The organism is Ralstonia mannitolilytica (genome assembly GCF_905397375.1).
Classification (GTDB): Bacteria; Pseudomonadota; Gammaproteobacteria; order Burkholderiales; family Burkholderiaceae; genus Ralstonia; species Ralstonia mannitolilytica.
Genome location: NZ_CAJPVG010000007.1, coordinates 161164 through 183492, shown reverse-complemented (window position 1 = coordinate 183492; position 22329 = coordinate 161164). Strand labels below are relative to the sequence as shown.

Genomic DNA, 22329 nt, shown 5'->3' with positions numbered 1-22329 from the left:
CAAAAGCGCCACGCCAGGAGACTCCCAATGCCCACAGAGGCCACCCACCGCGTCTTCAACCAGGTCCCGGACCTGACCGGCTTCAACCCCTTCACGTCCGACACCACGCTGCAAGGCGCGCTCGAACGCCTGGGCGGCGGCTGGAACGCCGGCGCGCTGCAAGCCTTCGGTGACCAGCTCGGCGCGCCGGAGACGCTGCAGTGGGCTGCGGAGGCCAACACCTATCACCCCGAACTCCACACCCACAGCCGCACGGGCGAGCGCATCGACGCCATCCGCTTCGACCCCGCCTGGCACGCGCTGCTCGGCCTGATGCGCAGCCAGGGGCTGCAGGCCCTGCCGTTTGCCGACCCACGCCCGGGCGCCTGGGCCGCGCGCACCGCCGGTTATTTCATGCAGGCACAGATCGAATCCGGCACGCTGTGCCCGGCGACGATGACGTTCGCCAGCATTCCCGTGCTGCAGAAAGAAACCGCGTTGTTTGCCGACCTGGGGCCGCGTCTCTACGCCCGCGAACACGACGCACGCGATCTGCCGTGGCGCCAGAAAACCGCCATCCTCGTCGGCATGGGCATGACCGAAAAGCAGGGCGGCTCCGATGTGCGCAGCAACACCACGGTGGCAATGCCCTTGCGCGGCGAGGGCCGTGGCGCAACGTACGCCATCACCGGCCACAAGTGGTTCTTCTCTGCGCCGATGTGTGATGCGCACCTGGTGGTCGCGCGCATGGGTGCAGAAGACGGCCCGCTGTCGTGCTTCTTCGTGCCGCGCTTTCGCGATGACGGCAGCAAGAACCCGATCCAGATCCAGCGCCTGAAAGACAAGCTCGGCAACCGCTCGAACGCGAGCAGCGAAGTCGAGTTTCGCGGTGCGGAGGGCATCCTCATTGGCGAGGAAGGGCGCGGCATTCCGACCATCATCGAGATGGCGACGCACACGCGGCTCGACTGCGTGATCGGCAGCGCGGCCATCCTGCGCCACGCGCTGATGCAGGCGCTGCACCACGCGCGCCATCGCATGGCATTCGGCCGCCTGCTGGCCGACAAACCGCTGATGCGCAACGTGCTGGCCGATCTGGCCCTGGAATCGCAAGCCGCGACCTTGCTGATGATGGAACTGGGCAACGCGTTCGAGCGGGCCGATGTCGATCCGCTGGCCGCAGCGTGGAAACGCATTGTCACGCCCGCCGCCAAGTTCTGGGTCTGCAAGCGCACCATCGAAGCGACCGGCGAGGCGATGGAAGTCTGGGGCGGCAACGGCTATGTGGAAGAAGGCCCGATGGCCCGCCTGTACCGCGAGGCGCCGGTCAATTCCATCTGGGAAGGCTCGGGCAACGTGATGTGCCTGGACGTGCTGCGCGCCATCGGCCGCACGCCGGACGATGCGCTGCGCCTGGTGCACGACATTGGCGAGCGCGCCCAGGGCCACCGTGCCGTGCGGGCGGAGCTGGCCGCGCTGCAGGCGATGCTGCATCAGCCGGGTGACATCCAGGAAACCTCCGCGCGCCGCATCGCGCAGGGGCTGGCGCTCACGGCGCAGGCGGCGCTGATGCTGGCCCACGCCCACCCGGACGACGCCGAGCGCTTTATCGCCAGCCGTTTCCATCACCAGCATGGCCGTGTGTTCGGCACGCTCGATGGGCATGCGCAAGAACTCGGCGCCGTGCTGCAGCGCGCGTGGCCCGTGTAACACCACCCCGGGGAATGCGGCTAAACGTGAGCGCACGCTTTCGCCGAACGCTCTTCACCACGGGCCGACGTCTGGCCGCTTATCCAGGCACCGCAGAGGTGCTTGAGGGTATACCCGCAATCAGCGCATAATGCGCGCCCATGGCGGCGCGTGACATTGCCTCACGTTTTGGCATTCCCCGGGGGGAGTGACGGCGCGCACGCCAGAGCTGCGCCGACAGGGCAACAGCGCAGCCAGTCGTGCCACTAGAGCCCTAACCCTCTCCCAGGACCGTTGACGATGTCGTTCCCCGCGCGCACGTGGCCGCTGGCCGCGCTTGCCGTTCCCGCCGCTGTTTCCGCCACATTCTTCTCACCCGACGTTGCTGCCGCTACCCCGACGCTGGATCGCATCCGCGACTCCGGCACGGTGCATGTGGCGTATCGGGAAGACTCCATCCCCTTCTCGTATCTCGATGGCACCAAGCCGGTCGGCTACGCTATCGACATCTGCTCGCGGCTGATCGACTCGCTGCGCACGTCGCTCAAGCGCCCCGACCTGAAAGTGCAGTACGTGCCCGTCACGGCCGCCAACCGCCTGGATGTGATCGCCACGGGCAAGGCCGACCTGGAATGCGGCTCGACGAACAACTCGCCGGAGCGCCGGCAGAAGGTGGCCTTCACGATCCCGCACTACATCACCAAGGGCCGCATGCTGGTGAAGGCCAGCTCGCCGATCCAGCAATGGGAAGACCTGAACGGCAAGACGGTGGTGGCCGCGCGCGGCTCGACCAATGCCGACCTCGCACGCAAGCTCAACGAAACGGGCATGACGATCCAGGTGGTGGAGGCCAATGACCTGCGCAGCGCGTTTGCGATGCTGGCCGATGGCCGCGCCAACGCGTTTGCCGGCGACGACATCCTGCTCTCGGGCATGCGCGCCACGGCAAAGAACCCGGCTGACTACCGCCTGGCGGGCAAGACGCAGCTTGTGTCGTCGTACGCGATCATGCTGAGCAAGCAGGATCCGGAGTTCAAGAAGCTGATCGACCAGGCGATGACGCGGCTGATTGTCGACGGCGAGGTGCCGAAGCTCTACAAGAAGTGGTTCCAGCAGCCGATTCCGCCGAATGGGGTGAATCTGGAGGTGCCGATGAGTTATTTGTTGCGGGATTCGTTTAATACGCCTACGGATAGTGCGGGGAACTGATGTCTGATTTGCTTCGGGGTGCTCGTTGATGGTGTTGGGGCATCCCTGAAAGGCGCGCCCGAGATGGCGACTTCCCCTTGAATTTATGTGACCGTGCGGGGAAGGAGGCAAACTCGCTGCGCTCAGACAGGCCTCCTTCCTTTTTCCGCCCGCTCACAGAAATTCAAGGCGCCATCTAGGGCTCCAACGGCCACACCGTTGGTATGCGGAGGGCGGCGCTGCGGTTCGCCGCCCTCGCTGTTTTCAGTGCACCTCCGCCGGCGCTGCCTGCGCCGCGATGCTGCTCACCACATTCAGTGTCGGGCGTCCGCCTTGACGCATGAGGTCTGCGGCGCGCTCGGCAATCATGATGATTGGGGCGTTGGTGTTGCCGCCGATGAGCGTCGGCATGACGGAGCCGTCGATCACGCGCAGGCCTGTCAGGCCGCGTACGCGCAGTTCGGGGTCGACCACGGCCATGCCATCGTCGGCGCTGCCCATCTTGCAGGTGCCGACGGGGTGGTAGATGGTGTCGGCGTGCTGGCGGATGAGGGCGCGCACGGCTTCGTCGTCGGAGCCGTCGCCGCGGATGTTGGCTGAATACAGCTCGCGCCCGCCCAGGTCGGCCAGCGGGCGCTGCGCGAAGATGCTCTTCACTGCGCGGAAGCCGGCGAGCATGCCGGCCATGTCGTCGGGGTCGGAAAGGAACTTGGGATCGATCAGCGGGGCGTCGCGCGTGTCGGCGGAGGCCAGGCGCACTTCGCCGCGGCTCTTCGGGCGCAGCACGCAGACGTGGCACGAATAGCCGTGGCCGTAGTTGAACGTGCGGTTGTGGTTGTCGGCCATGGCGACCACGAAGTGCAGTTGCAGATCGGGATCGGCCAGGTCTGGCCGGCTCTTGATGAAGCCGCCGGCTTCGGCAAAGTTGGTCGCCAGCATGCCGCGACGCTCGCGCCGGTAGCGCAGGATCTCGCTCAGCATGTTCACGCTGCCGCGCAGCGAATAGCCGATCAGGTCGAGGTTGAACGTCTTCTTGTGCAGGATGATGTCGAGGTGGTCCTGCAGGTTCTTGCCGACGCCAGGCAGGTCGTGCACGACCGGAATGCCGAGCGCGCGCAGATGCTCGGCCGGGCCCACGCCCGAGGCCATCAGCAATTGCGGCGAGCCGAATGCGCCCGACGACACGATCACCTCGCGCCGCGCACGCAACGTTTCGGTGCGGCCGCCGCGCTCCACCATCACACCCGTGGCGCGCTTGCCGTCGAAGACGATGCGCAGCGCCTGCGTGTCGGGCAGCACCGTGAGCTGACGGCGGTTGCGGCAGAACGTGGCATCGGCCTTGTCGCCGCCATGCAGGTAGGCGCGCGCGGCGTTCCAGCGCTCGCCGTTGTACTGCGTGACCTGATACGGGCCGACACCCTCCTGCCGCGGGCCGTTGAAATCGTCGTTGCGCGGGTAGCCCGCGGCCACGGCGGCCTCGACAAAGCGACGGGCAATCGGGTTGCCGGTGCGCAGGTCACTCACGTGCAGCGGGCCGGTGCCGCCGTGCAGCGGATCATCGTCGCGACCCGCGCAGCGCTCGTTTCCTTCGGCGCGCCTGAAGTAGGGCAGAACGTCGCTCCAGCCCCAGCCGGTGCAGCCGAGCGCGGCCCAGTGGTTGTAATCGCTGGGCGTGCCGCGGATGTAGATCATTGCGTTCAGCGATGAGCTGCCGCCGAGACCGCGCCCGCGCGGCTGGTAGCCCTGGCGCCCACCGAGGCCCGGCTGCGGCACGGTCAGGAAGCCATAGTTGCGCTTGTTCTTGAACGGCAGCGACGCCGCGCAGCCGGCCGGCACCCACACCGAGAGGTGATGATCGTGCGGCCCGGCTTCCAGCAGGGCGACAGTGACGTCCGGGTCTTCGGTCAGCCGGCTGGCAAGCGCGCAACCGGCCGAGCCGGCGCCGACGATGACGTAGTCGAAAGTCAGCGCGGAGGTGAGCGAATCCGTGGCCATGGGTGTCTCCGGATGGTGTTTTTTATCTGGGCGAGCGACGCCGCCAGCTGTCTGCCGGTCTTGAATTCACATCCTAGGCGCGCTGGGTTGTTTCAAACGGCCGGGCTTACCCGCATTAGAGGCATCGTTCGATGTCACGCAGCAAACCGGCGCGCCGCCGCCCATCAACCCTTGCTCGAGTAGCGATGGCGGGATGCCGCAACGCAACAATTCCGCGCTGGCACACGGTTGCGCGGGCCCAGGCAAGCCTGGCATGCGGCACACGGCAGGCGCGTATCAGCCCGTCGCACGCGCGCGTGGCGACCATACTGCTTTGCAATTGCACCGATCCGCCGACCTTGCCAGGAGCCTCCCATGCAACCTGCCGACCTGCCCGCCCCGCATATGCTGCGCATGCAGCAGACCTTCGAGGCCATGCGCGCCGCCCACCAGGCCGACATGCTGCCCACCTGGCCCGTGCGCCGGGATCGGCTGATGCGCCTCAAGCGCCTTGTCATGGACAACCGCGAGGCCATCGCCCAGGCGGTCAGCGCAGACTTCGGCAATCGCTCGCGGCAGGAAACCGAGTTGCTGGAGATCTTCCCGAGCGTGGACGGCATCAAGCACGCGCTGTCGCACGGCAAGCGCTGGATGCGCGTGCAGCGACGCGGCGTGAGTCTGTGGTTCCGGCCGGCCAGCACGCGGCTGATTCCGCAGCCGCTGGGTGTGGCGGGCATCGTCGTGCCGTGGAACTACCCGATCTATCTGACCATCGGGCCGCTGGTCTCCGCGCTGGCGGCGGGCAACCGGGCGATGGTCAAGCTCTCGGAATACACGCCGCGCTTTTCCGCCCTGTTTGCCGACCTGGTCGAGCGCAGTTTTGCCGCCGATGAAGTGCGCGTCATCAATGGCGATGCGGCCGTTGCCGAGGCCTTCTCGCGGCTGCCGTTCGACCACCTGCTGTTCACCGGCTCCACCAACGTCGGCCATCACGTCATGCGCGCCGCCGCCGCCAACCTCACACCCGTGACGCTCGAGCTGGGCGGCAAATCGCCCACGCTGATCGGGCCGGATGCGGACTTTGACCGCGCGGTGGAGCGCACGCTGGTGGGCAAGCTGCTCAACGCCGGGCAGACCTGCGTGGCGCCCGACTACGTGCTGCTGCCGGCCGGCACCGAACAGCGCTTCATCGATGCCGCACGCAAGCTGGTCGGCAAGATGTACCCCGACATGGCGCGCAACCGCGATTACACAACGCTCATCAGCCCGCGCCACTTCCAGCGCATGGCCAGCCTGGCCGACGAGGCCCGCGAGCAGGGCGCGCAGGTGCTGCCGCTCACCAATGTTGCGCCCAACGACGCTACGCGCCTGTTCCCGCCCGCGCTCATCACCGGCGGCACCGACGACATGCGCGTCATGCAGGAAGAAATCTTCGGCCCGCTGCTGCCGCTGGTGCCGTATCGGACGCTGGACGAGGCGATCGACTACATCAACGCGCGCCCGCGCCCGCTCGCGCTGTACGTGTTCGAGCGCAGCAACAGCACCATCGACCGCGTCATGAGCAGCACCATCGCCGGCGGCGTCTGCATCAACGAAACCCTGCTGCACGTGGCGCAGGACGACCTGCCCTTTGGCGGCGTGGGCGCCAGCGGCATGGGTGCGTACCACGGCATCCACGGTTTCGAGCGGTTCTCGAAGATGAAGCCGGTGTTCAGGCAGGCCCGGCTGAACGGGCTGGGCCTGTTCCGCGCGCCGTACGGCAAGACGTTCGAGACGATGATGAAGCTGCTCGTGCGCTGAGGAGTCATCAGCAGCAATGAGGTTTTAGCAGCCAAGCATTAGCTTCTAGAATGCAGCGATGGCCAAGAACCTCGACATCACCCTCGTCCGCACCTTCATTGCCGTGGCGGAAAACGCGAGCATGACGGTGGCGGCCAACGCGCTGCACCTCACGCAGGGCGCCATCAGCCAGCAGATCAAGCGGCTCGAAGACGCCTTCGAATGCCGCCTGTTCGAGCGCGACGGCCGGCGGCTCGAACTCACCCACGCGGGTGAACGGTTCCTCGGCCGCGCCAAACGCCTGCTCGCCCTCAACGACGAAATCTGGGCCGACATGGCGGCGCGCCCGTTGCAGGGGCCGGTGCGCCTTGGCGTGCCTTACGACCTGGTCGGCACCGTTTTCCCGCCGATCTTCAAGGCGTTTACCGAAGCGTGGCCGTCGGTCGAATTGACCATCGTCTGCGGCACCTCACCCGAGCTGGCGGAGGGCATTGCGCGCGGCGAGCTGGACGTCGCCGTGGTCGAAGCGCCGGTGGATGAAGCCACGGGTGAATGCCTGTGCGTGGAGCGGCTGGTGTGGGTGGGCCCGCGCGGCGGCAACGTGCATGCGAAGCGCCCCCTGCCGCTGTCGATGGTGGATGAAAGCTGCGCCTTCCGCGCCCGCGTGCTCAAGGCGCTGGGCGAGCACGGCATCGAATGGCGCACGGTGTTCGAGAGCGGCAACATTGAAGCGACCACCGCCACGGTCCGCACCGGGCTGGCCGTCACGGCATGGCTGACGCCGACGGTGCCTGCGGACTTGGACATCCTCGGGCCCGAAGCCGGCCTGCCGGAACTGCCGATGTTTGCGATCAGCCTGCTGTTGCCGGCGCAAGGCGCGAGCCAGGCAACACAAGCGCTGGCGCAATGTATTCGAGACGGATTTTCTACGCGGCAGAGCGCGCTGGAGCGCAAGCGCGCGGCTTGATCTGCGGTCGGCTGCCTATCTGGCATCCCCGGCCCGCCCCGGGGATACGTCCATCTGTTGTTATGCGGCGGTGACCTGCCGTCGCTCGATGGCGGCCAACACCTCCCACGTGCGCGGGTCCACGTCGCTCCCCCCGAGCGACATCGACACATACGCGTCGATGGCATCGATAAAGCCCTTCACGAAGGCCTGCGGATACGCGTGTTCCGAGAAGTACGTGAGCTGCTCGCGCAGCATGCCCAGCCGCCGCTGGCCATGGGTCTGCATGTCAGCGCGCGTGCGGCACAGAAACGCGCGCGCCGAGATCGCACCGTTCAGGTACAGACGGTTGCTGGTCAAAGACATGCGGCACCTCCCGATTGCGTGGGAAGCCTGCAGCGCCAAGGCGGTGGGGAAGGGTAAGACGCGGGGCGATGCCCGCTGAGTGCGATAGCCATGTGGCGTCCTGTGGTGATTGCAGGAGACCCGCCATTCGCTGCGAAACGAGGGTGGCGGGCCTGACGACAGGGTTCGCAGACCGGCCACCACAGGAAACCGGCAGACCCGAAGGTCTCCCTGCCCGGCCCGCCGCAAAAAAAGCATAGGCGTGCGCAAGCACCGGACATAAAAACGCCGCGCGAAAAGGCGGCTGTCCGTCTGTGGTGAGCGTGGACGGGCTGCGAAACCCGGTCACCGTTGGTGCGGTGACGGTGGGGATTATAGCGATCGGATACATCGACCCTATTCGTAATATTTCGCCAAATCCTGCTTCGCGCTCAATCCGCCCAAGACAATCCGAAGCGGTTAATCGGAGGCAGATCCTATGCAAAACGAACGGTGGTTGAGCTGCATCGTGGAGGCCACACCATGATGCGAAGAATTGCTGTTGTCGGCGATGCGCTTCTGAACGGCGGAACGGTCCTGCCTTACTCAGGGCCCCAATGCACATTCGGAAGCGCAGGTCACCAAGTCGCTCTGGTCGCCGGACGAGCGTACTGCGAAGCGTGCAAGAGCATCGGCATCATTGCAAAGGCTGGCGGCCCGCGCCGGATGGAGTTCATGGGTGAGGTTGCCCTGGATGGCGACGAGGTTCTGTGCAAGTGCCCAACTCCGCAGCGCATCGTCGCTGCGCTCGCTGGCGACGCTTGGTATGAAGACATGGGCTGCGGGGAACGTGCCTCCCATGCGTCAACCACCGGCGATCCCCATGCCGCGGCAGCCAGCACGGGAGCCTCAGCCAGTCACGACGAACAGACGCATCTCGTATCGCCGCACCTGGAAGGCGTGCCGTACTACATCGAGACCTCGGACGGCCGCACTTTCTCGGGCCGCGCGCTTGCCGATGGCGCGCTGCCGCGCGTTGTCACACAAGGCGAGGAGGAATACACCGTTTTCTGGGGCGACGAGGCTCTAGCAAAGCAGGCAGGGGAGTCGGCATGACGGCAGCACCACGCAAACCACTTAGACAGAAGGCGCAGGTCAGGACCAACGCAACGCCGGGGTCGGTGTGCCGAATAGACGCTCCGGCGGTGACGTTTGCCGACTTGTGGGCCAACTATGTGACCGGCAGCCCCTACAAAGAGAACGGCGAAGTGCCGCCCAACTTCAAGAACCAGTGCGCCATTCGGCTGAGCGTGACCTTGCACAAAGTAGGCATCGAAATGAAATCGTTCACCTCTGCCAACGTAACGATTAAGCCGGGCAGCAAATTCGGGCGAATCCTCATGGATGGAAGGCACACGGCCGTCCTTGCAGACCAGATGGGGTCTTGGTTGAGAAAGCAGCCGTTTTGCGGGCTGCATAAGACTGAAGATATTACAGGCAGGGATTGGGAATCGAAGGTCAAGGGCCGAACCGGCATCATCATGTTCGATAGCTACTGGTCTCGCAGCAGCGATTCTGCGGGCGACGCCAGCGGTGGCCATATTGATCTTTGGAACGGATCGCGGTTGACGATTAGCGGCCCAATTAACTCAATCGCCACCTTCGGCCGAATGTTTGGAATGAATTCGCTCTTTCCTGGATCGCCGCTTGGCTTCTCCGATTTGCGCGACTCGAAGAAAATTCTGTTTTGGGAGATTAAGTGAAGCGAGTTCTGACGTTAGTAATCTTTTTGCTCGCGGGGTTGGCAACTGCGACGATCGTCATACGCATCATGACGGCCTTTGACCACAACCCCGGTTGCGGGCTCGATTGTGCAAGCCCGGACCTCGAAGCCGCCTTGCTCTCAGGTCTCGCAACAGTCTTGGCATTCCCGATATTTGGATTATTCCTCACCCGAAAAGGAGACTTTACGACACATCGAATGACCGCGATTTTGGCGGCATTGATGTTAGCGGTGATTCTTTCTGCCATTTGCCACTATGGTTTTAATCTACACAGACGGTATCTCCAGGCGGAGACGGCAAGGCCCGTGCAACCTGACCTGGGTTTCATGTATATGGCGATCGCGACTCGCGACGTTCCCACATACACCCAACTCAAGAATGGTGAGCCTCGACCTGCCGGCGTGATTTCCCAATGGCAACGTTGTGCAATTGGCGGCGCAGCGTGCGACAAGCGACCAAGGCAAGCACACATGCTGTGCAAAAGCGGGGAGGTTTTCGTCAATGAAGCCGACTGGAAATACTTCTCCCTGATTCCAAAGGAGAATGCCTTTGGGGCGATCCCTCTGAAATCCATGAAGCTATGCGCGCCCGACAATTGGGCTGAACCATAAGGCTTCTGCGGACTCCAGGGTTCAAGAAAAACAAAAACCCCGCCAACCGGCGGGGTCCCCCAAATCCTTTTGAGCCTGCAAGCAATCAAGCCTGCGGCGCTGCCCCATCTTCCGGAGCGGCCTCGCCTTCGGCCTTGGCTTCGTCCTTCTTTTCGAGCATCGCTTCCAGCGCGCCCGCGCCCTTGAAACCGGCGACGGCGGCGACGGCCTTGGTCAGCAGGCCGGCATCCGGATCGACTTTCTCGGCGGCTTCAACGGCGGCGACGGCGCCGGCGATTTTGCCCACTTCATCCAACAGTCCCATGGTCACCTCCGCGTGATTGAACGGGAGAGCCATCTTGCTCCCGGCAAGCGGCAGAAGTGCAAGCAAAGTTAAAAGTTTTTCGAGGGCGTTCGTTTGCGTACAGCGCGCATCACTCCGCTTCGGCGCCGGCAGGGGCGCCGGTGAGCGCAGCCAGGCGCTGGCGGGCGCTGTCGGTAATCGGAGACGACTGGCGCGTCGCCACGTCGATCTGCACGATCACCGATTGCGATGTCGCGGCGCATTGCCCGTTCTGGAAGATGGCCTGCTCGAGCTTGACCGAGCTGCGCCCGATGCTCGCCACGCGTGTGCCGATCTGCACGGTGCCGGGCCAGAGGATCTCGTTGCGGAAGTCCAGCACAAGCTGCGCGATGACGAACTCGCAGCCGGGCGCGGCCAGTGGGTTGTCGGGCGTGAAGAGCATTTCCACGCGGCCGGTCTCCAGGTACGTGGCGAAGACGGCGTTGTTGATGTGGCCCTGGCGGTCGGTGTCGCCGTAGCGGAGCTTGTCGGTGGACTGCAGCGGAAAGTCGTGGAGCGATGGGAGCGTCATCGTGATGAGCGGTGGGGCGGCGGTGCGTGCATTGTGCCGGGCTTTGCGCGCCGGCGCAGAACCCCAGTCAGCCCAGCGCGCGCAATGACGTGCTGATGGCGCGCGCGCACTGCAGCAGGGCGGGGCCGAGCTTGGCCTCCATCTCGTCGGGCGTCCATCGCCCGGTCGGGGCAACGAGATGGATGGCCCCGAGCGCGCGGCCGTTGCCGCCGATCACCGGCGCGGCGATCGTCATGTCGCCGAGGAACAGCTCTTCGCAGTTGGTGGCGTAGCCGCGCTGGCGCGCCTGGCGCAGCGTTTCCATGATGTCCGCCACGTCGGTGCGCGTGTGCATGGTGTGCGCCACGCGCTGCGATGCCTCGACGATGGCCTGCGCTTCGGGCATCGGCAACGCGCTCAGGTAGGCGCGGCCCGACGCGGTGCAGTACATCGGGATGCGGCTGCCGATGGGCATGTGCACCGGCACGAAATGCGCGCTCACAAAGCGGGCGACGTACACCATCTCGTCCTGGTCGGGCTCGGTCAGGCAGGACGTTTCGGTGGTCAGCTTGGTCAGCTCGGCCAGGAACGGATTGGCCACGTCGATGAGCGTGTCGGCGGCCAGGTAGTTGAAGCCGATCTTCATCACTGCGGGGGTGAGCTGGTAGCGCCGCGTCTGCGGATGCTTGCGCAGGTAGCCGAGCTGCTCGAGCGTGTAGACCATGCGCTGCGCCGAGCTTTTGTTGATGCCCGCCGCCGCGGCCACTTCGGCAATCGTCATGGTGCGGCGCTGCGCGTTGAAGGCGCCCAGCACGGCAAGCCCTTTCTCCAGCGACTGGTTGAACAGCAGGTCGGGGGCGTCGGCAGCGTCGGTCATGGCATGTGGCTTTCGGTTGGCAAATCAGCGCTCGTAGAATCGCATATCGATTCGCATGCATCGGTTAATGGTTTTCCATAGTTATGTATCGATGCAGCACGTTCGAATATTGGCATAAGCATTGCATGAAGGTGAACCGGTCCCCGTGGATGTGCGTTTGGGGTGCGTCTTTTTTCGTTGCCTGGAGGGTTGTCATGTCTGTCGTCTCTTTTTCACGCCGCTTCACGCTCGGTGCCGCACTGGTCGGGTGCATGCTCGGCACCGCTTCGTTCGCGTGGGCACAAGGTGCAGGCGCACCGGCCACCTACAACGTCGGCGCCACGGCCACCGGCGTGCCGTTCACCTTCCTCGACGTGAAGACGAACTCCATCCAGGGGATGATGGTTGACACCGTCAACGCGGTGGCCAAGGCGGGCGGCTTCAACGTGAACGTGCAGCAGACGGTGTTCTCGGCGCTGATTCCATCGCTCACGTCGAACAAGATCGACATCATCTCGGCGGCGATGCTCAAGACGCCGGCGCGCGCGCAGGTGGTGGATTTTTCCGACCCGGTCTACTCATACGGCGAAGGCCTGATCGTCAAGGCGGACGACGCCAAGAACTACGCCACGCTCGATGATCTGAAAGGCGAGGTGGTGGGCGCGCAGGTCGGCACGGTGTTCCTCGACATGCTTAACAAGAAGGGCATCTTCAAGGAAGTGCGCAGCTACGACTCGGTGGCCGACATGACGCGCGACCTGGCGCTGGGCCGCATCAAGGCCGGCCTGGGCGACCAGCCGATCATCGCGTACCAGATCCGCCAGAACGCCTTCCAGGGCGTGAAGCTGGCTGCCGGCTACAAACCCGCCAACGTGGGTGATGTATGCCTGGTGGTGCGCAAGGGCGATACCGAAACGCTCAACCGCCTCAACAAGGCCATCGCCAAGATCAAGGCCGACGGCACGCTCGATGCCATCGTGAAGAAGTGGGGCATCTGATTCCCGACGGGTGATGCGCCATGAGTGTTGCAACGTTTCTTGAGCACGCGCAGGACTTCCTGCCGATCCTGCTGAAGGGGGCGGTGGTCACGGTGGAGGTGACCGTGCTGTCGTTCCTGCTTAGCAGCGTGATCGGGCTGGGGCTCGCGCTGATGCGCCTGTCGCCCGTCAAGGCCGTGTCTGCGGCCGGGGCGACGATCGTCAACATCATCCGCGGGCTGCCGATCATCGTGCAGCTCTTCTACATCTACTTCGTGTTGCCGGACATCGGCATTCAGCTCACCGCGTTTCAGGCGGGCGTGATCGGGCTGGGCATTGCGTATTCGGCGTATCAGGCCGAGAACTTCCGCGCCGGTATTGAAGCGGTCGACCCCGGCCAGCGTGAAGCGGCGCAAGCGATGGGCATGCGCGGCACGCTCATCATGCGGCGCGTGGTCCTGCCGCAGGCGTTTCGCATTGCGCTGCCGCCGTACGGCAACACGCTGGTGATGATGCTCAAGGATTCGTCGCTGGTGTCCACCATCACGGTGGCGGAAATGACGCGCGCGGGGCAGCTCATCGCCTCGTCCACGTTCCAGAACATGACGGTCTACACGCTGGTCGCGCTGCTCTATCTGGTGATGAGCCTGCCGCTGGTGTTCGGCCTGCGCAAGCTCGAACACCGCATGGGCGCGGGGAGGGCCAAACGATGAGCATGATCGAGATTCGCGATCTGCAGAAGCACTTTGGCGACCATCACGTGCTGCGCGGCGTGAGCCTGCACGTGAACAAGGGCGAGGTCGTCTGTCTGATCGGCCCGTCGGGCTCGGGCAAGTCGACGGTCCTGCGCTGCATCAACGGGCTGGAGTCGTACGACGGCGGCGAGATCCGCGCCTTTGGCGAACGCGTCGATCAACACAGCAAAACCATCCACACACTGCGCAGCCGCATGGGCATGGTGTTCCAGCGCTTCAACCTGTTCCCGCATCGCAGCGTGCTCGAAAACGTGATGGAAGGCCCCGTCTACGTGAAGGGCGAACGTCCCGAAACTGCGCGCGCCAAGGCGATGGCGCTGCTGGAAAAAGTGGGCCTGGCCGCCAAGGCAGAGGCGTATCCGGCGCAGCTTTCCGGCGGCCAGCAGCAGCGCGTGGCGATTGCCCGCGCGCTGGCGATGGAGCCCGAGGCGATGCTGTTTGACGAGCCCACCTCTGCGCTCGACCCCGAACTCGTCGGCGATGTGCTCGAGGTGATGCGCGCCCTCGCCCGCGAAGGCATGACGATGATCGTCGTCACGCACGAGATGGGTTTTGCGCGCGAGGTGGCGGACCGCGTGTGCTTCCTGCACAGCGGCACCATCGTCGAAGAAGGCCCAGCCGCGCAGGTCCTGGGCGCCCCGCGCCAGCCGCGCACGCAGGACTTTCTACGCCGCGTGCTGCACAAACCCGCCGATGCTCCCGCCGGAGACCTCGCGCCATGACGCAGCCGCAACTCGACATGGCTGCGGGCGGCGAGCCGCTGCCGCCCTCGCTATGGGCAGCGACGGCGCCTGCTGCACCGCCTACACCGCCATTGATGGAGTCGATCACCACCGATGTGCTCGTCATCGGTGGCGGTTACACGGGGCTGTCCACCGCGCTGCATCTGGCCGAGCGCGGCACGCAGGTCACCGTGCTCGAAGCCAACGATCCGGGCTGGGGCGCTTCCGGGCGCAACGGCGGGCAGGTCAACCCGACGCTCAAGCACGACCCCGATGAACTGGTGAGCCTGTTGGGCGCCGCACGTGCCGAACCGTTGATCGACACCATCTCGCGCTCCGCCGATCTGGTGTTCGATCTGATCGAGCGGCATCGCATCGACTGCCAGCCCGTGCGTGCCGGGTGGCTGCAGCTTTCCTATTCGGACAAGGCCGTACCCGCGCTGCACGCCCGCGCACGGCAATGGGAGAAGCGCGGCGTGCCGGTGGAAATGCTGAACCGCGCCGCCGTCGCGCAGCGTGTCGGCACCGAGGCGTTTGCCGGCGCGTGGCTCGACGGCCGCGCAGGCGCCATCCAGCCGATGGCGTATGCACGGGGCCTGGTGCGTGCCGCGCAGAATGCCGGTGCCGCCGTGCATGGCCGCACCGCCGTCACGGCACTCGAGCGGCAGGGCACGCAGTGGATCGCCACGACCAGCACGGGCGCAACGGTGCGGGCACAGCGCGTGGTGATCGCCACGAACGGCTACACCGGTCCGCTCTGGCCGGGCCTGGCGCAGACGGTGCTCTCGGCCAACAGCTTTATCGTCGCCACCAGGCCGCTCAAGACGGCTGAAGCCGAGCGCATTCTGGCGCGCGGGGAAACGGCTTCCACATCGCAACGGCTGCTGCTGTATTTCCGCAAAGACGCAGCCGGGCGCCTGCTGATGGGTGGACGCGGCTTCTTTTCCGAGCCGCGCGACGCGCAGGATTTTGCACACCTCGAACGCTCACTGGAGCTGCTCTTTCCACAACTCGGCCCGCTGGAATACGAATACCGCTGGGCCGGCCGCATCGCCATCACGCGCGATTTCATGCCGCACATTCATGAGCCGGCGCCAGGCATCACGATGGCGCTGGGCTGCAACGGGCGCGGCATCGCGTTGTGCACCAGCCTCGGCCAGCAGATCGCCGCACGGCTGGCGGGCAATGGCGAGGCGTTTCCGTATCCCGTATCGCCCATCACGCCGATCCCGCTGCATGGCCTGCAGCGCTTCTACATTGCGGCGGGCGTGGCCTGGTACAGCCTGCTCGACAAGCTGGGCGGCTGAGTACAGCGACACCCCAGGCCGGTGCGGCATGGTCTAGGATGAAGGCTCCTTTTCGTCACATCCTGGGGGACCCATGTCGCATCGCCGCCGTCTTGCGCTCGCTTGTGCGGGCGCCGCGCTGTTTGCTGGCGCCACGCCGTCGTTCGCCTATTTCCGCAACGTGCTCGCCAGCACCATCATCGGCTCGATGAGCCCGACGGAGTTGAAGTCGTTCAGCAAGGCCATCGGCGATGTGCTGAAGAGCAGCGCCGACAACGCGCCCACGCAATGGACCTCGCCCGCCACAGGCAAGCAGCCTGCCGTCGACGCGACCATCACACCGCTGGAATCCAGGACCGACGCCGGCCAGCCGTGCCGCCGCCTGCAGAGCGAACTGACGCGCGGCAGCAGCAAGGAGCAGTGGACGGCGTGGCTGTGCAAGCAGCCCAGCGGCGAATGGAAGTTGCGGCGGCTGGCGCAGTAAGGCATCGGCTACCGGGCAGCCTGTAGCGCGGGCGAGCCGCCCCGATCCGGCGGCTCGCCCACCGGCTGCACTCAGCGGGCCGCCCGAAACGCCACCGCCAACCCCAGCAGAATCATCACCATCCCCGCCATCGCCAGGAGCGCCAGGCGATGGCCGAGCACGAGGTCATCCAGCAGCGCCGTCACCACCGGCACGAGGTAGAACAGGCTCGTCACGTTGACGAGATTGCCGCGCTGCATGAGCCGGTAGAACAGCAACTGCGCTCCCACTGACATCACCACGCCCATCCACAGCAAGGCGGCGATACCGGGCAAGCTTGGCGCGAGCGCCAGCGATTGCGCAGGCAGCGCGAAAGCAAACGCCGCACACAGCACGAGGCTCACCGCGTTCTGCAACGGCAGCGTATCGATGGGCGACTGGTTCAGCCGCTTCTGCCCGATGGCGCCGACCGTCATGCACAACAGCGCGGCCAGCGCATAGCCGAGACCGGCCATCGGCACCTGGTGCGCATCGGCGCCGCCCACCACCAGCGAAAGGCCGCCCAGCGCGAGGAGGAGGCCGGCCATCCGCGGTGCGGACCAGATACGTTCAGTCACGAGCAGCGTCAGCAGCGGCTGCACGCCGAGCACCGTGGCCAACAGCCCGGGCGTGAGGCCGCGGTCCAGCGCGAGCAGATAGCAGATCGAATAGCCGCCGGTCAGCAAGGCACCGATGGCGGCCACCTTCAGCCGCGAACCCGGCGCCGGCCACCACCGCCTGCGCCGCAGGCCCAGGCCCGCCAGCACCAAAGACGCGAGCGTAAAGCGCCCGACCAGAAACGCGAACGCCGGGACATGCTGCACCCCGATCTCCGCAAAGATTGCACCGCTGCTCCACAGCAGCACGAAAAGAACCGTCGCGCCGGACCCTGCCAGCGCGGCTTGCATGGAACGCATTCCACTCACCTGTCGAAAAGAGATGTCGGGTTCCGGCGCGCAGGCAAGCGCCTGCCTCGGGCGCGTGCCCGAGCCTGGTTCAGGTCAACCGGAAACGAAGCGGCTGGAAATCAGCCGAGAGCGGGCGGAGGCGGCGGCGGCTGTGCAGCGACCGCGTCGTAGCCCCAGGAGACGACAGGAGGCGGGAAGGGCCCCGGCTGCACGCACACGTCATCCACGCGGGCGCGATGGCCGGCGGCGAGGAGGGTGGCGTGAAGTCGGGACATGAAGACGAAGATTCAGAGAATCAGAGAGGCGATGAATCGGAATTGGCCGATGGCGTCTGAGCAGACTATCGGGATCGCGCGCTGGGCGCAAGGGCGGCGCGTTACGGTTACTTCAGGTACGACTTGATCACCTGCATCACCGCATCGAGGTCTTCCTGGCGTTGCGCCTCGGCAGGCTCCTTCACGACGTGATCGGTCAGGTGGCCCTCGATGACCGCTGCCATCAGTCCGTTGACCGCGCCGCGAATCGCCGCGATCTGCTGGAGGATGGCGGTGCAATCGCCCTCGTCGGCGAGTTGTTTTTCCAGCGCAGCGGCCTGCCCCTGGATGCGCCGCACGCGCGCCAGCAGCTTGGCTTTGTCGCGGATGGTATGAGCCATGGGTCGGGTATCGAGGTGAGGTGAGGTGAACGACGCGGGAGGGTAGCATCACTATACTAGGGGGGAGTATATTTCGCCTACCCGATTTCACTGCCTTCCCCATGACCGCGTTCACCACCCTGCTGCAGCAAGGCAACGCCTGGCTGTTCGTTCCCAGTGCGATCCTGCTCGGTGCGCTGCATGGCCTGGAGCCTGGGCATTCCAAGACGATGATGGCGGCGTTCATCGTCGCGATCCGCGGCACGCTCACGCAGGCGGTGTTGCTCGGGCTGTCGGCCACGGTGTCGCATACGGCGGTGGTGTGGGCGGTGGCCATGGCGGGGCTGTACTTCGGCCGCAACTGGAACGCAGAAACGACCGAGCCGTATTTTCAGATGGTGTCGGCCGTGCTGATCGTGGCCGTGGCAGCATGGATGATGTGGCGCACCTGGCGCAGCACGCACGCGGCGCACGACCACGATCATCATCACCACGATCACAGCCATGACGACATCCAACGCGTCGACACCGGCCATGGCGTCGTGCAACTCGCCATCTTCGAAGATGGCGTGCCGCCGCGCTTCCGGCTGACACGCGAGGGCACGCGCGGCACCGCATGGTCAGCCGAGCAGGTGCGGGTCGTCACCGAGCGGCCCGACGGCAGCCAGCAAACCTTCGGCTTCGTCCAGCGCGACGGTTTTCTCGAATCGGAGCACGTCGTTCCCGAGCCGCATGCTTTCGTAGCGCGCCTGTCGCTCGGGCACGAACACCATCGGCATGACTACGACGTCACGTTCTCCGAGCATGATCACAGCCATGGCGGCCTCGATGTTTCATCTGCCGAATACCAGGACGCCCACGAACGCGCGCACGCCAACGACATCCGCCGCCGCTTCGCCAACCGTGAAGTCACCACCGGCCAGATCATCGTGTTCGGGCTCACGGGCGGACTGATTCCTTGCCCGGCGTCGATCACCGTGCTGCTGTTGTGCCTGCAGCTCAAGAAGATCACCTTGGGCGCGGCGCTGGTGCTGTGTTTCAGCATCGGGTTGGCCCTCACGCTGGTGGCCTCGGGCGCGCTGGCGGCGCTGAGCGTGAAGCACGTCTCCCGGCACTGGGGCGGCTTTGGTGAATTTGCACGCAAGGCGCCGTACCTGTCAGGCGTGCTGATTGCGCTCGTGGGGTTGTACGTGGGCTGGCAGGGCGTGCATGGGGTGCTGCAACTGCCGTAGCAACGTCTGCGTTTGGTGTGACAAGGCTGCATCCATTGCCGCATGGCCTGCGTATCTGCAGGTACAGGCTGAGGCTGGTGCGGCATGTTTTTCGTCGATGCAGTGTCAGGTTTGCATGCGCACCGCGACCAACCTGTGGGATCCGGGCGGCCACGCGCCGCTAGCGATCCAATGGATGCCGCCTCCGGCGGCACGTTCACCGCACGAGGAGTTCATCATGCACACCCGCCGCCTTACCCTGGCCTTGCTTGCCACGCTTTCCGCTTCCGCTGCACTGTTCATCGCCCAACCGGCTTCAGCCGCGCAGGCCAAGTACGACCCGTACACGCAAGGCGCCATCGACAAGACGGACCCGTTCACGCAGGGCGCTGATCGCCAGGCCGACACCTATGGCTATCTGTCGTGGAAGTACGATCGTTTCGATCCATATGCGCAAGGTGCCGATCGGCAAACCAGCGCACACGACGTGCTCGCATGGCGCGGCGATACGAGCTACCCGGGCAGCACGGACGGCGCTCGCGCGTGACGGGCCGGCATGGCGTGAGAGGGACCGTGTAAGCGCGGCCCTCCACGCGAGCCTCACGTCGTCGATGTTGCCCCGTCGACGATCCGGTCATACAGGGCACGCGCTGCAGGCGACAACTGCGCTGCCTTGCGCGTGACGAGCACCAGCGTGCGCGACACTTCGGGCTCGACCAGCTCCACCGTACGAATCATCGGATACGCGTTCTTCTGCATCGCCAGCCGCGGCACCACCGCTGCGCCCAGGCCTTCGGCCACCAGCCCGAGCGCCGTTGAACTGCGCTGCACTTCATAGAACGAATGCAGCGTCACGCCGCTCGCCTTGAGTGCGCCGTCGAGCAGGCTGCGGTTGCCGCTGACCTCGCCGGCAAAGATGAGCGGGTGCGGCTGCAGGGCCTGCCACCGGATGCGGCGCCGCTTGGCGAGCGGATGATCGTCGCGGCAGACGAGGACGTACGGATCGCTCGTCAGCGGCACGCTCACGAGTTCCGGATGCTGGTCGCCCGCAATGCTGATGCCGAACTCGGCCTCACGACGCAGCACCGCCTGCAGCACGGACGCCGAGGCGTGGTCGAGAATCTTCACGCGATCGTGCGGGCGGTGCTCGGAGAACGCGCGCAGGATGCGCGGGAGGTAGTGCACGCCCACCGTCGGCACGCATGCGATGGTGATGTCGCCGCGCTGGCTCAGGCCGGTCTCGCGAATCTCCGTGAGCGCATCGGACAACTCATTGAGCAGCCGGCGCGCCTGCGGCAGAAAGCGCTGACCGATTTCGGTCAGCTCGGTCCGGCGCGTGGTGCGCTCCACCAGCGCCACACCAAGAAACGCCTCCAGCTTGCGCAGGCGCTGCGTGATGGCGGTCTGCGTCACGTGCAGCGTATCGGCGGCTTGCGTAAAGCTGCCGCTCTCCGCAATCGCCACGAATGCCTGCACGCCGAGCGTATCGATTTTCATCAGATAAATGAATGAATTCCAGCAATGAATTCATTTTACTGATCTCCTGCCGCGCCACAGAATGCCCGTGTTCGATCGCAACCCCGGCAAGGAGAACCAGCATGACCACGCAGCACGATTGGAGCGCAGATCAGTACGTCCGGTTTGAAGAAGAACGCACGCGGCCTGCCCGGGACTTGCTGGCCGCCGTGCCGCAAACGGCCATCCGCAGCGCCGTCGACATCGGCTGCGGGCCAGGCAATTCCACCGAGGCACTGATGGCGCGCGCGCCCGGCGCCGCCGTGCGCGGGTTCGATACTTCGGCCGACATGATCGAGGCCGCGCGCAAGCGCCTGCCGCACGTGGATTTTGAGATCGCCGACGTTGCGACGTGGAACCCGCCCGAACCGTTCGATCTGATCCTGGCGAACGCCGTGCTGCAATGGTTGCCCGATCACGGCACGCTGTTCCCGAAATTGATCGGCAAGCTGACGCAGGGCGGCCACCTGGCGGTGCAGGTGCCCGACAACCTGGACGAGCCGACGCACCGCCTGATGCGCGAGGTGGCTGCCGACGGTCCGTGGGCCGGCGAGCTCAAGGGCGTCGAACGCACGGAGCGGTTTGACCCACGCCGCTACTACGCCATGCTGTCACCGCTGTGCAGTCGGGTGGACGTATGGCGCACCACGTATTACCACCCTCTGCGGGGTGGCGCGGATGCGGTGGTGGAATGGCTGAAGGGAACCGGCCTGCGACCCTTCCTCGCGGCGTTGAACGAGGACGAGCGCCCCGCATTTCTCACCCGCTATCGCGACGCGATTGCCCAGGCCTATCCGGCACTCGACGACGGCACGGTACTGCTGCCGTTTCCGCGCCTATTCATCGTGGCGACGCGCAAGTAGGCGCAATCGCAGAAGCAGGAACGCCGCCATGAAAAAAAGCCCGACGGCAAATACCGGCGGGCTTTTTTATCCGACCTCTGCGTCGCTTAGCGCGACGGGTTCAGGGTCAGGTTCATGTGACGGTTCACATCCTTGTACAGCAGGTAACGGAAGCGGCCAGGGCCACCCGAATAGCAGGCCTGCGGACAGAACGCGCGCAGCCACATGAAGTCGCCGGCTTCCACTTCGACCCAGTCCTGATTGAGGCGATAGACGGCCTTGCCTTCGAGCACGTACAGGCCGTGTTCCATCACGTGGGTTTCGGCAAACGGAATCACGCCGCCCGGCTCGAACGTGACGATGTTGACGTGCATGTCGTGGCGCATGTCGCTCATGTCGACAAAGCGCGTCGTCACCCACGCGCCGTTGGTGCCCGGCATCGGGATCGGCTCGACGTCCTGCTCGTTCGTCACGAAGGCTTCCGGCAGGGGAATGCCATCGACGACCTGATAGTGCTTGCGGATCCAGTGGAAGCGCACCGCGGCGTCGCTGACGTTGTGCAGCGTCCAATCGGCGCCCGGCGGGATGAACGCGTAGCCGCCCGGCGTGAGCGTGTGCTTCTTGCCCTGCAGCGTCAGCTCGGCTTCGCCTTCAACGACGAACAGCACGGCTTCGGCGTTCTTGTCCTGCTCGGGCTTGTCGCTGCCGCCGCCCGGGCTCACTTCAACGATGTACTGCGAGAAGGTCTCGGCAAAACCCGACAGCGGGCGGGCGATCACCCACAGGCGCGTCTGGGTCCAGAACGGCAGCCAGCTCGTGACGATGTCGCGCATCACCCCCTTGGGGATCACCGCGTACGCCTCGGTGAACATCGCGCGATCGGTCAGCAGATCCGTCTGCGGCGGATGGCCGCCATGCGGCGCGTAATACGTGGTCTTAGACATGTTGCATTCAGGCAATGGGTTGGTCCGGCCCCGAGCGCAAACAGCAACAGGCGGTTCGTACGCGGGCGGC

At 65.4% G+C, this 22329-nt stretch carries 24 protein-coding genes; 15 read left to right on the top strand and 9 right to left on the bottom strand.

The window, feature by feature from the left end:
• Positions 1 to 27: 27 nt before the first annotated feature.
• Positions 28 to 1689, top strand: a complete 1662-nt coding sequence (locus tag KHN96_RS14935; RefSeq protein ID WP_062737633.1) for an acyl-CoA dehydrogenase family protein — start codon at positions 28 to 30, stop codon at positions 1687 to 1689.
• Between the two features lie 279 nt (positions 1690 to 1968).
• Positions 1969 to 2877 (top strand): amino acid ABC transporter substrate-binding protein, encoded by a 909-nt coding sequence (locus tag KHN96_RS14930; RefSeq protein ID WP_062737634.1) that lies wholly within the window; start codon positions 1969 to 1971, stop codon positions 2875 to 2877.
• Positions 2878 to 3120: 243 nt separating this feature from the next.
• On the opposite strand, the gene KHN96_RS14925 is transcribed toward KHN96_RS14930, so the two are convergent.
• Entirely contained in the window at positions 3121 to 4851 is a 1731-nt protein-coding gene (locus KHN96_RS14925; RefSeq protein WP_062737635.1) for a GMC family oxidoreductase, read from the bottom strand.
• A 354-nt stretch (positions 4852 to 5205) separates the two neighbouring features.
• On the opposite strand from KHN96_RS14925, the gene KHN96_RS14920 reads away from it, so the two are divergent.
• The gene (locus KHN96_RS14920; RefSeq protein WP_238587538.1) at positions 5206 to 6630 is read left to right on the top strand and encodes a coniferyl aldehyde dehydrogenase; all 1425 of its coding nucleotides are present in this window, start codon (positions 5206 to 5208) and stop codon (positions 6628 to 6630) included.
• A 58-nt stretch (positions 6631 to 6688) separates the two neighbouring features.
• On the top strand, positions 6689 to 7576 hold the full coding sequence (locus tag KHN96_RS14915) for a LysR family transcriptional regulator (RefSeq protein ID WP_062737636.1): 888 nt from the start codon (positions 6689 to 6691) through the stop codon (positions 7574 to 7576).
• A gap of 60 nt (positions 7577 to 7636) precedes the next feature.
• Here the strand turns inward: KHN96_RS14915 and KHN96_RS14910 are convergent, their stop codons facing one another.
• Positions 7637 to 7921: a hypothetical protein gene (locus KHN96_RS14910; protein WP_062737637.1), complete on the bottom strand. Its 285-nt coding sequence runs from the start codon at positions 7919 to 7921 to the stop codon at positions 7637 to 7639.
• Positions 7922 to 8422: 501 nt separating this feature from the next.
• On the opposite strand from KHN96_RS14910, the gene KHN96_RS14905 reads away from it, so the two are divergent.
• From KHN96_RS14905 to KHN96_RS14895, 3 genes are read left to right on the top strand one after another with little or no spacing between them, the layout of a single operon-like run.
• Complete coding sequence (locus KHN96_RS14905) at positions 8423 to 8995, top strand: PAAR domain-containing protein (RefSeq protein WP_062737638.1); 573 nt, start codon at positions 8423 to 8425, stop codon at positions 8993 to 8995.
• A complete protein-coding gene (locus KHN96_RS14900) occupies positions 8992 to 9642 on the top strand; it encodes a type VI secretion system amidase effector protein Tae4 (RefSeq protein WP_062737639.1) in 651 nt (216 codons plus the stop codon). The genes KHN96_RS14905 and KHN96_RS14900 overlap by 4 nt, the downstream gene beginning before the upstream one ends.
• Positions 9639 to 10274, top strand: coding sequence for a hypothetical protein (locus KHN96_RS14895; RefSeq protein WP_062737640.1), 636 nt, complete (start codon positions 9639 to 9641; stop codon positions 10272 to 10274). Before KHN96_RS14900 ends, KHN96_RS14895 begins: the two co-directional genes overlap by 4 nt.
• A gap of 85 nt (positions 10275 to 10359) precedes the next feature.
• Here the strand turns inward: KHN96_RS14895 and KHN96_RS14890 are convergent, their stop codons facing one another.
• The 3 genes from KHN96_RS14890 to KHN96_RS14880 form a co-directional block, all read right to left on the bottom strand.
• Positions 10360 to 10578 (bottom strand): hypothetical protein, encoded by a 219-nt coding sequence (locus KHN96_RS14890; RefSeq protein WP_062737641.1) that lies wholly within the window; start codon positions 10576 to 10578, stop codon positions 10360 to 10362.
• Positions 10579 to 10687: 109 nt separating this feature from the next.
• Positions 10688 to 11128 carry an acyl-CoA thioesterase gene (locus tag KHN96_RS14885; RefSeq protein WP_062737642.1) on the bottom strand — a complete coding sequence of 147 codons (441 nt, stop codon included), beginning with the start codon at positions 11126 to 11128 and terminating at the stop codon, positions 10688 to 10690.
• Between the two features lie 67 nt (positions 11129 to 11195).
• A complete protein-coding gene (locus tag KHN96_RS14880) occupies positions 11196 to 11984 on the bottom strand; it encodes an IclR family transcriptional regulator (protein ID WP_045785368.1) in 789 nt (262 codons plus the stop codon).
• Positions 11985 to 12178: 194 nt separating this feature from the next.
• On the opposite strand from KHN96_RS14880, the gene KHN96_RS14875 reads away from it, so the two are divergent.
• The 5 genes from KHN96_RS14875 to KHN96_RS14855 all read left to right on the top strand — a co-directional run bounded on the left by KHN96_RS14875 (position 12179) and on the right by KHN96_RS14855 (position 16187).
• Complete coding sequence (locus KHN96_RS14875) at positions 12179 to 12961, top strand: ABC transporter substrate-binding protein (RefSeq protein WP_082062826.1); 783 nt, start codon at positions 12179 to 12181, stop codon at positions 12959 to 12961.
• Positions 12962 to 12981: 20 nt separating this feature from the next.
• Positions 12982 to 13653 (top strand): ectoine/hydroxyectoine ABC transporter permease subunit EhuD, encoded by a 672-nt coding sequence (gene ehuD / locus KHN96_RS14870; RefSeq protein ID WP_062737643.1) that lies wholly within the window; start codon positions 12982 to 12984, stop codon positions 13651 to 13653.
• Positions 13654 to 13655: 2 nt separating this feature from the next.
• Positions 13656 to 14417 (top strand): amino acid ABC transporter ATP-binding protein, encoded by a 762-nt coding sequence (locus KHN96_RS14865; protein ID WP_062737644.1) that lies wholly within the window; start codon positions 13656 to 13658, stop codon positions 14415 to 14417.
• Positions 14414 to 15724: an NAD(P)/FAD-dependent oxidoreductase gene (locus tag KHN96_RS14860; protein WP_062737645.1), complete on the top strand. Its 1311-nt coding sequence runs from the start codon at positions 14414 to 14416 to the stop codon at positions 15722 to 15724. The genes KHN96_RS14865 and KHN96_RS14860 overlap by 4 nt, the downstream gene beginning before the upstream one ends.
• Positions 15725 to 15797: 73 nt before the next feature.
• Positions 15798 to 16187 carry a hypothetical protein gene (locus tag KHN96_RS14855; protein WP_062737646.1) on the top strand — a complete coding sequence of 130 codons (390 nt, stop codon included), beginning with the start codon at positions 15798 to 15800 and terminating at the stop codon, positions 16185 to 16187.
• A gap of 71 nt (positions 16188 to 16258) precedes the next feature.
• Here the strand turns inward: KHN96_RS14855 and KHN96_RS14850 are convergent, their stop codons facing one another.
• Positions 16259 to 17122 carry a DMT family transporter gene (locus KHN96_RS14850; protein WP_062737647.1) on the bottom strand — a complete coding sequence of 288 codons (864 nt, stop codon included), beginning with the start codon at positions 17120 to 17122 and terminating at the stop codon, positions 16259 to 16261.
• A 373-nt stretch (positions 17123 to 17495) separates the two neighbouring features.
• Entirely contained in the window at positions 17496 to 17768 is a 273-nt protein-coding gene (locus KHN96_RS14845; RefSeq protein ID WP_062737648.1) for a metal/formaldehyde-sensitive transcriptional repressor, read from the bottom strand.
• Positions 17769 to 17869: 101 nt separating this feature from the next.
• Here KHN96_RS14845 and KHN96_RS14840 point away from each other — a divergent pair, with 101 nt between their 5' ends.
• Both KHN96_RS14840 and KHN96_RS14835 read left to right on the top strand, forming a co-directional pair.
• Positions 17870 to 18979 carry a nickel/cobalt efflux protein RcnA gene (locus tag KHN96_RS14840; RefSeq protein WP_062737649.1) on the top strand — a complete coding sequence of 370 codons (1110 nt, stop codon included), beginning with the start codon at positions 17870 to 17872 and terminating at the stop codon, positions 18977 to 18979.
• A 217-nt stretch (positions 18980 to 19196) separates the two neighbouring features.
• Positions 19197 to 19505, top strand: a complete 309-nt coding sequence (locus KHN96_RS14835; RefSeq protein WP_062737701.1) for a hypothetical protein — start codon at positions 19197 to 19199, stop codon at positions 19503 to 19505.
• Positions 19506 to 19558: 53 nt separating this feature from the next.
• On the opposite strand, the gene KHN96_RS14830 is transcribed toward KHN96_RS14835, so the two are convergent.
• Positions 19559 to 20455 carry a LysR family transcriptional regulator gene (locus tag KHN96_RS14830; protein WP_062737650.1) on the bottom strand — a complete coding sequence of 299 codons (897 nt, stop codon included), beginning with the start codon at positions 20453 to 20455 and terminating at the stop codon, positions 19559 to 19561.
• Between the two features lie 101 nt (positions 20456 to 20556).
• On the opposite strand from KHN96_RS14830, the gene tam reads away from it, so the two are divergent.
• Positions 20557 to 21336: a trans-aconitate 2-methyltransferase gene (tam, locus tag KHN96_RS14825; protein WP_062737651.1), complete on the top strand. Its 780-nt coding sequence runs from the start codon at positions 20557 to 20559 to the stop codon at positions 21334 to 21336.
• 86 nt (positions 21337 to 21422) lie between these two features.
• Here tam and KHN96_RS14820 read toward each other — a convergent pair whose 3' ends face one another.
• Positions 21423 to 22259, bottom strand: a complete 837-nt coding sequence (locus KHN96_RS14820) for a bifunctional allantoicase/(S)-ureidoglycine aminohydrolase (protein WP_062737652.1) — start codon at positions 22257 to 22259, stop codon at positions 21423 to 21425.
• Positions 22260 to 22329 lie beyond the last annotated feature (70 nt).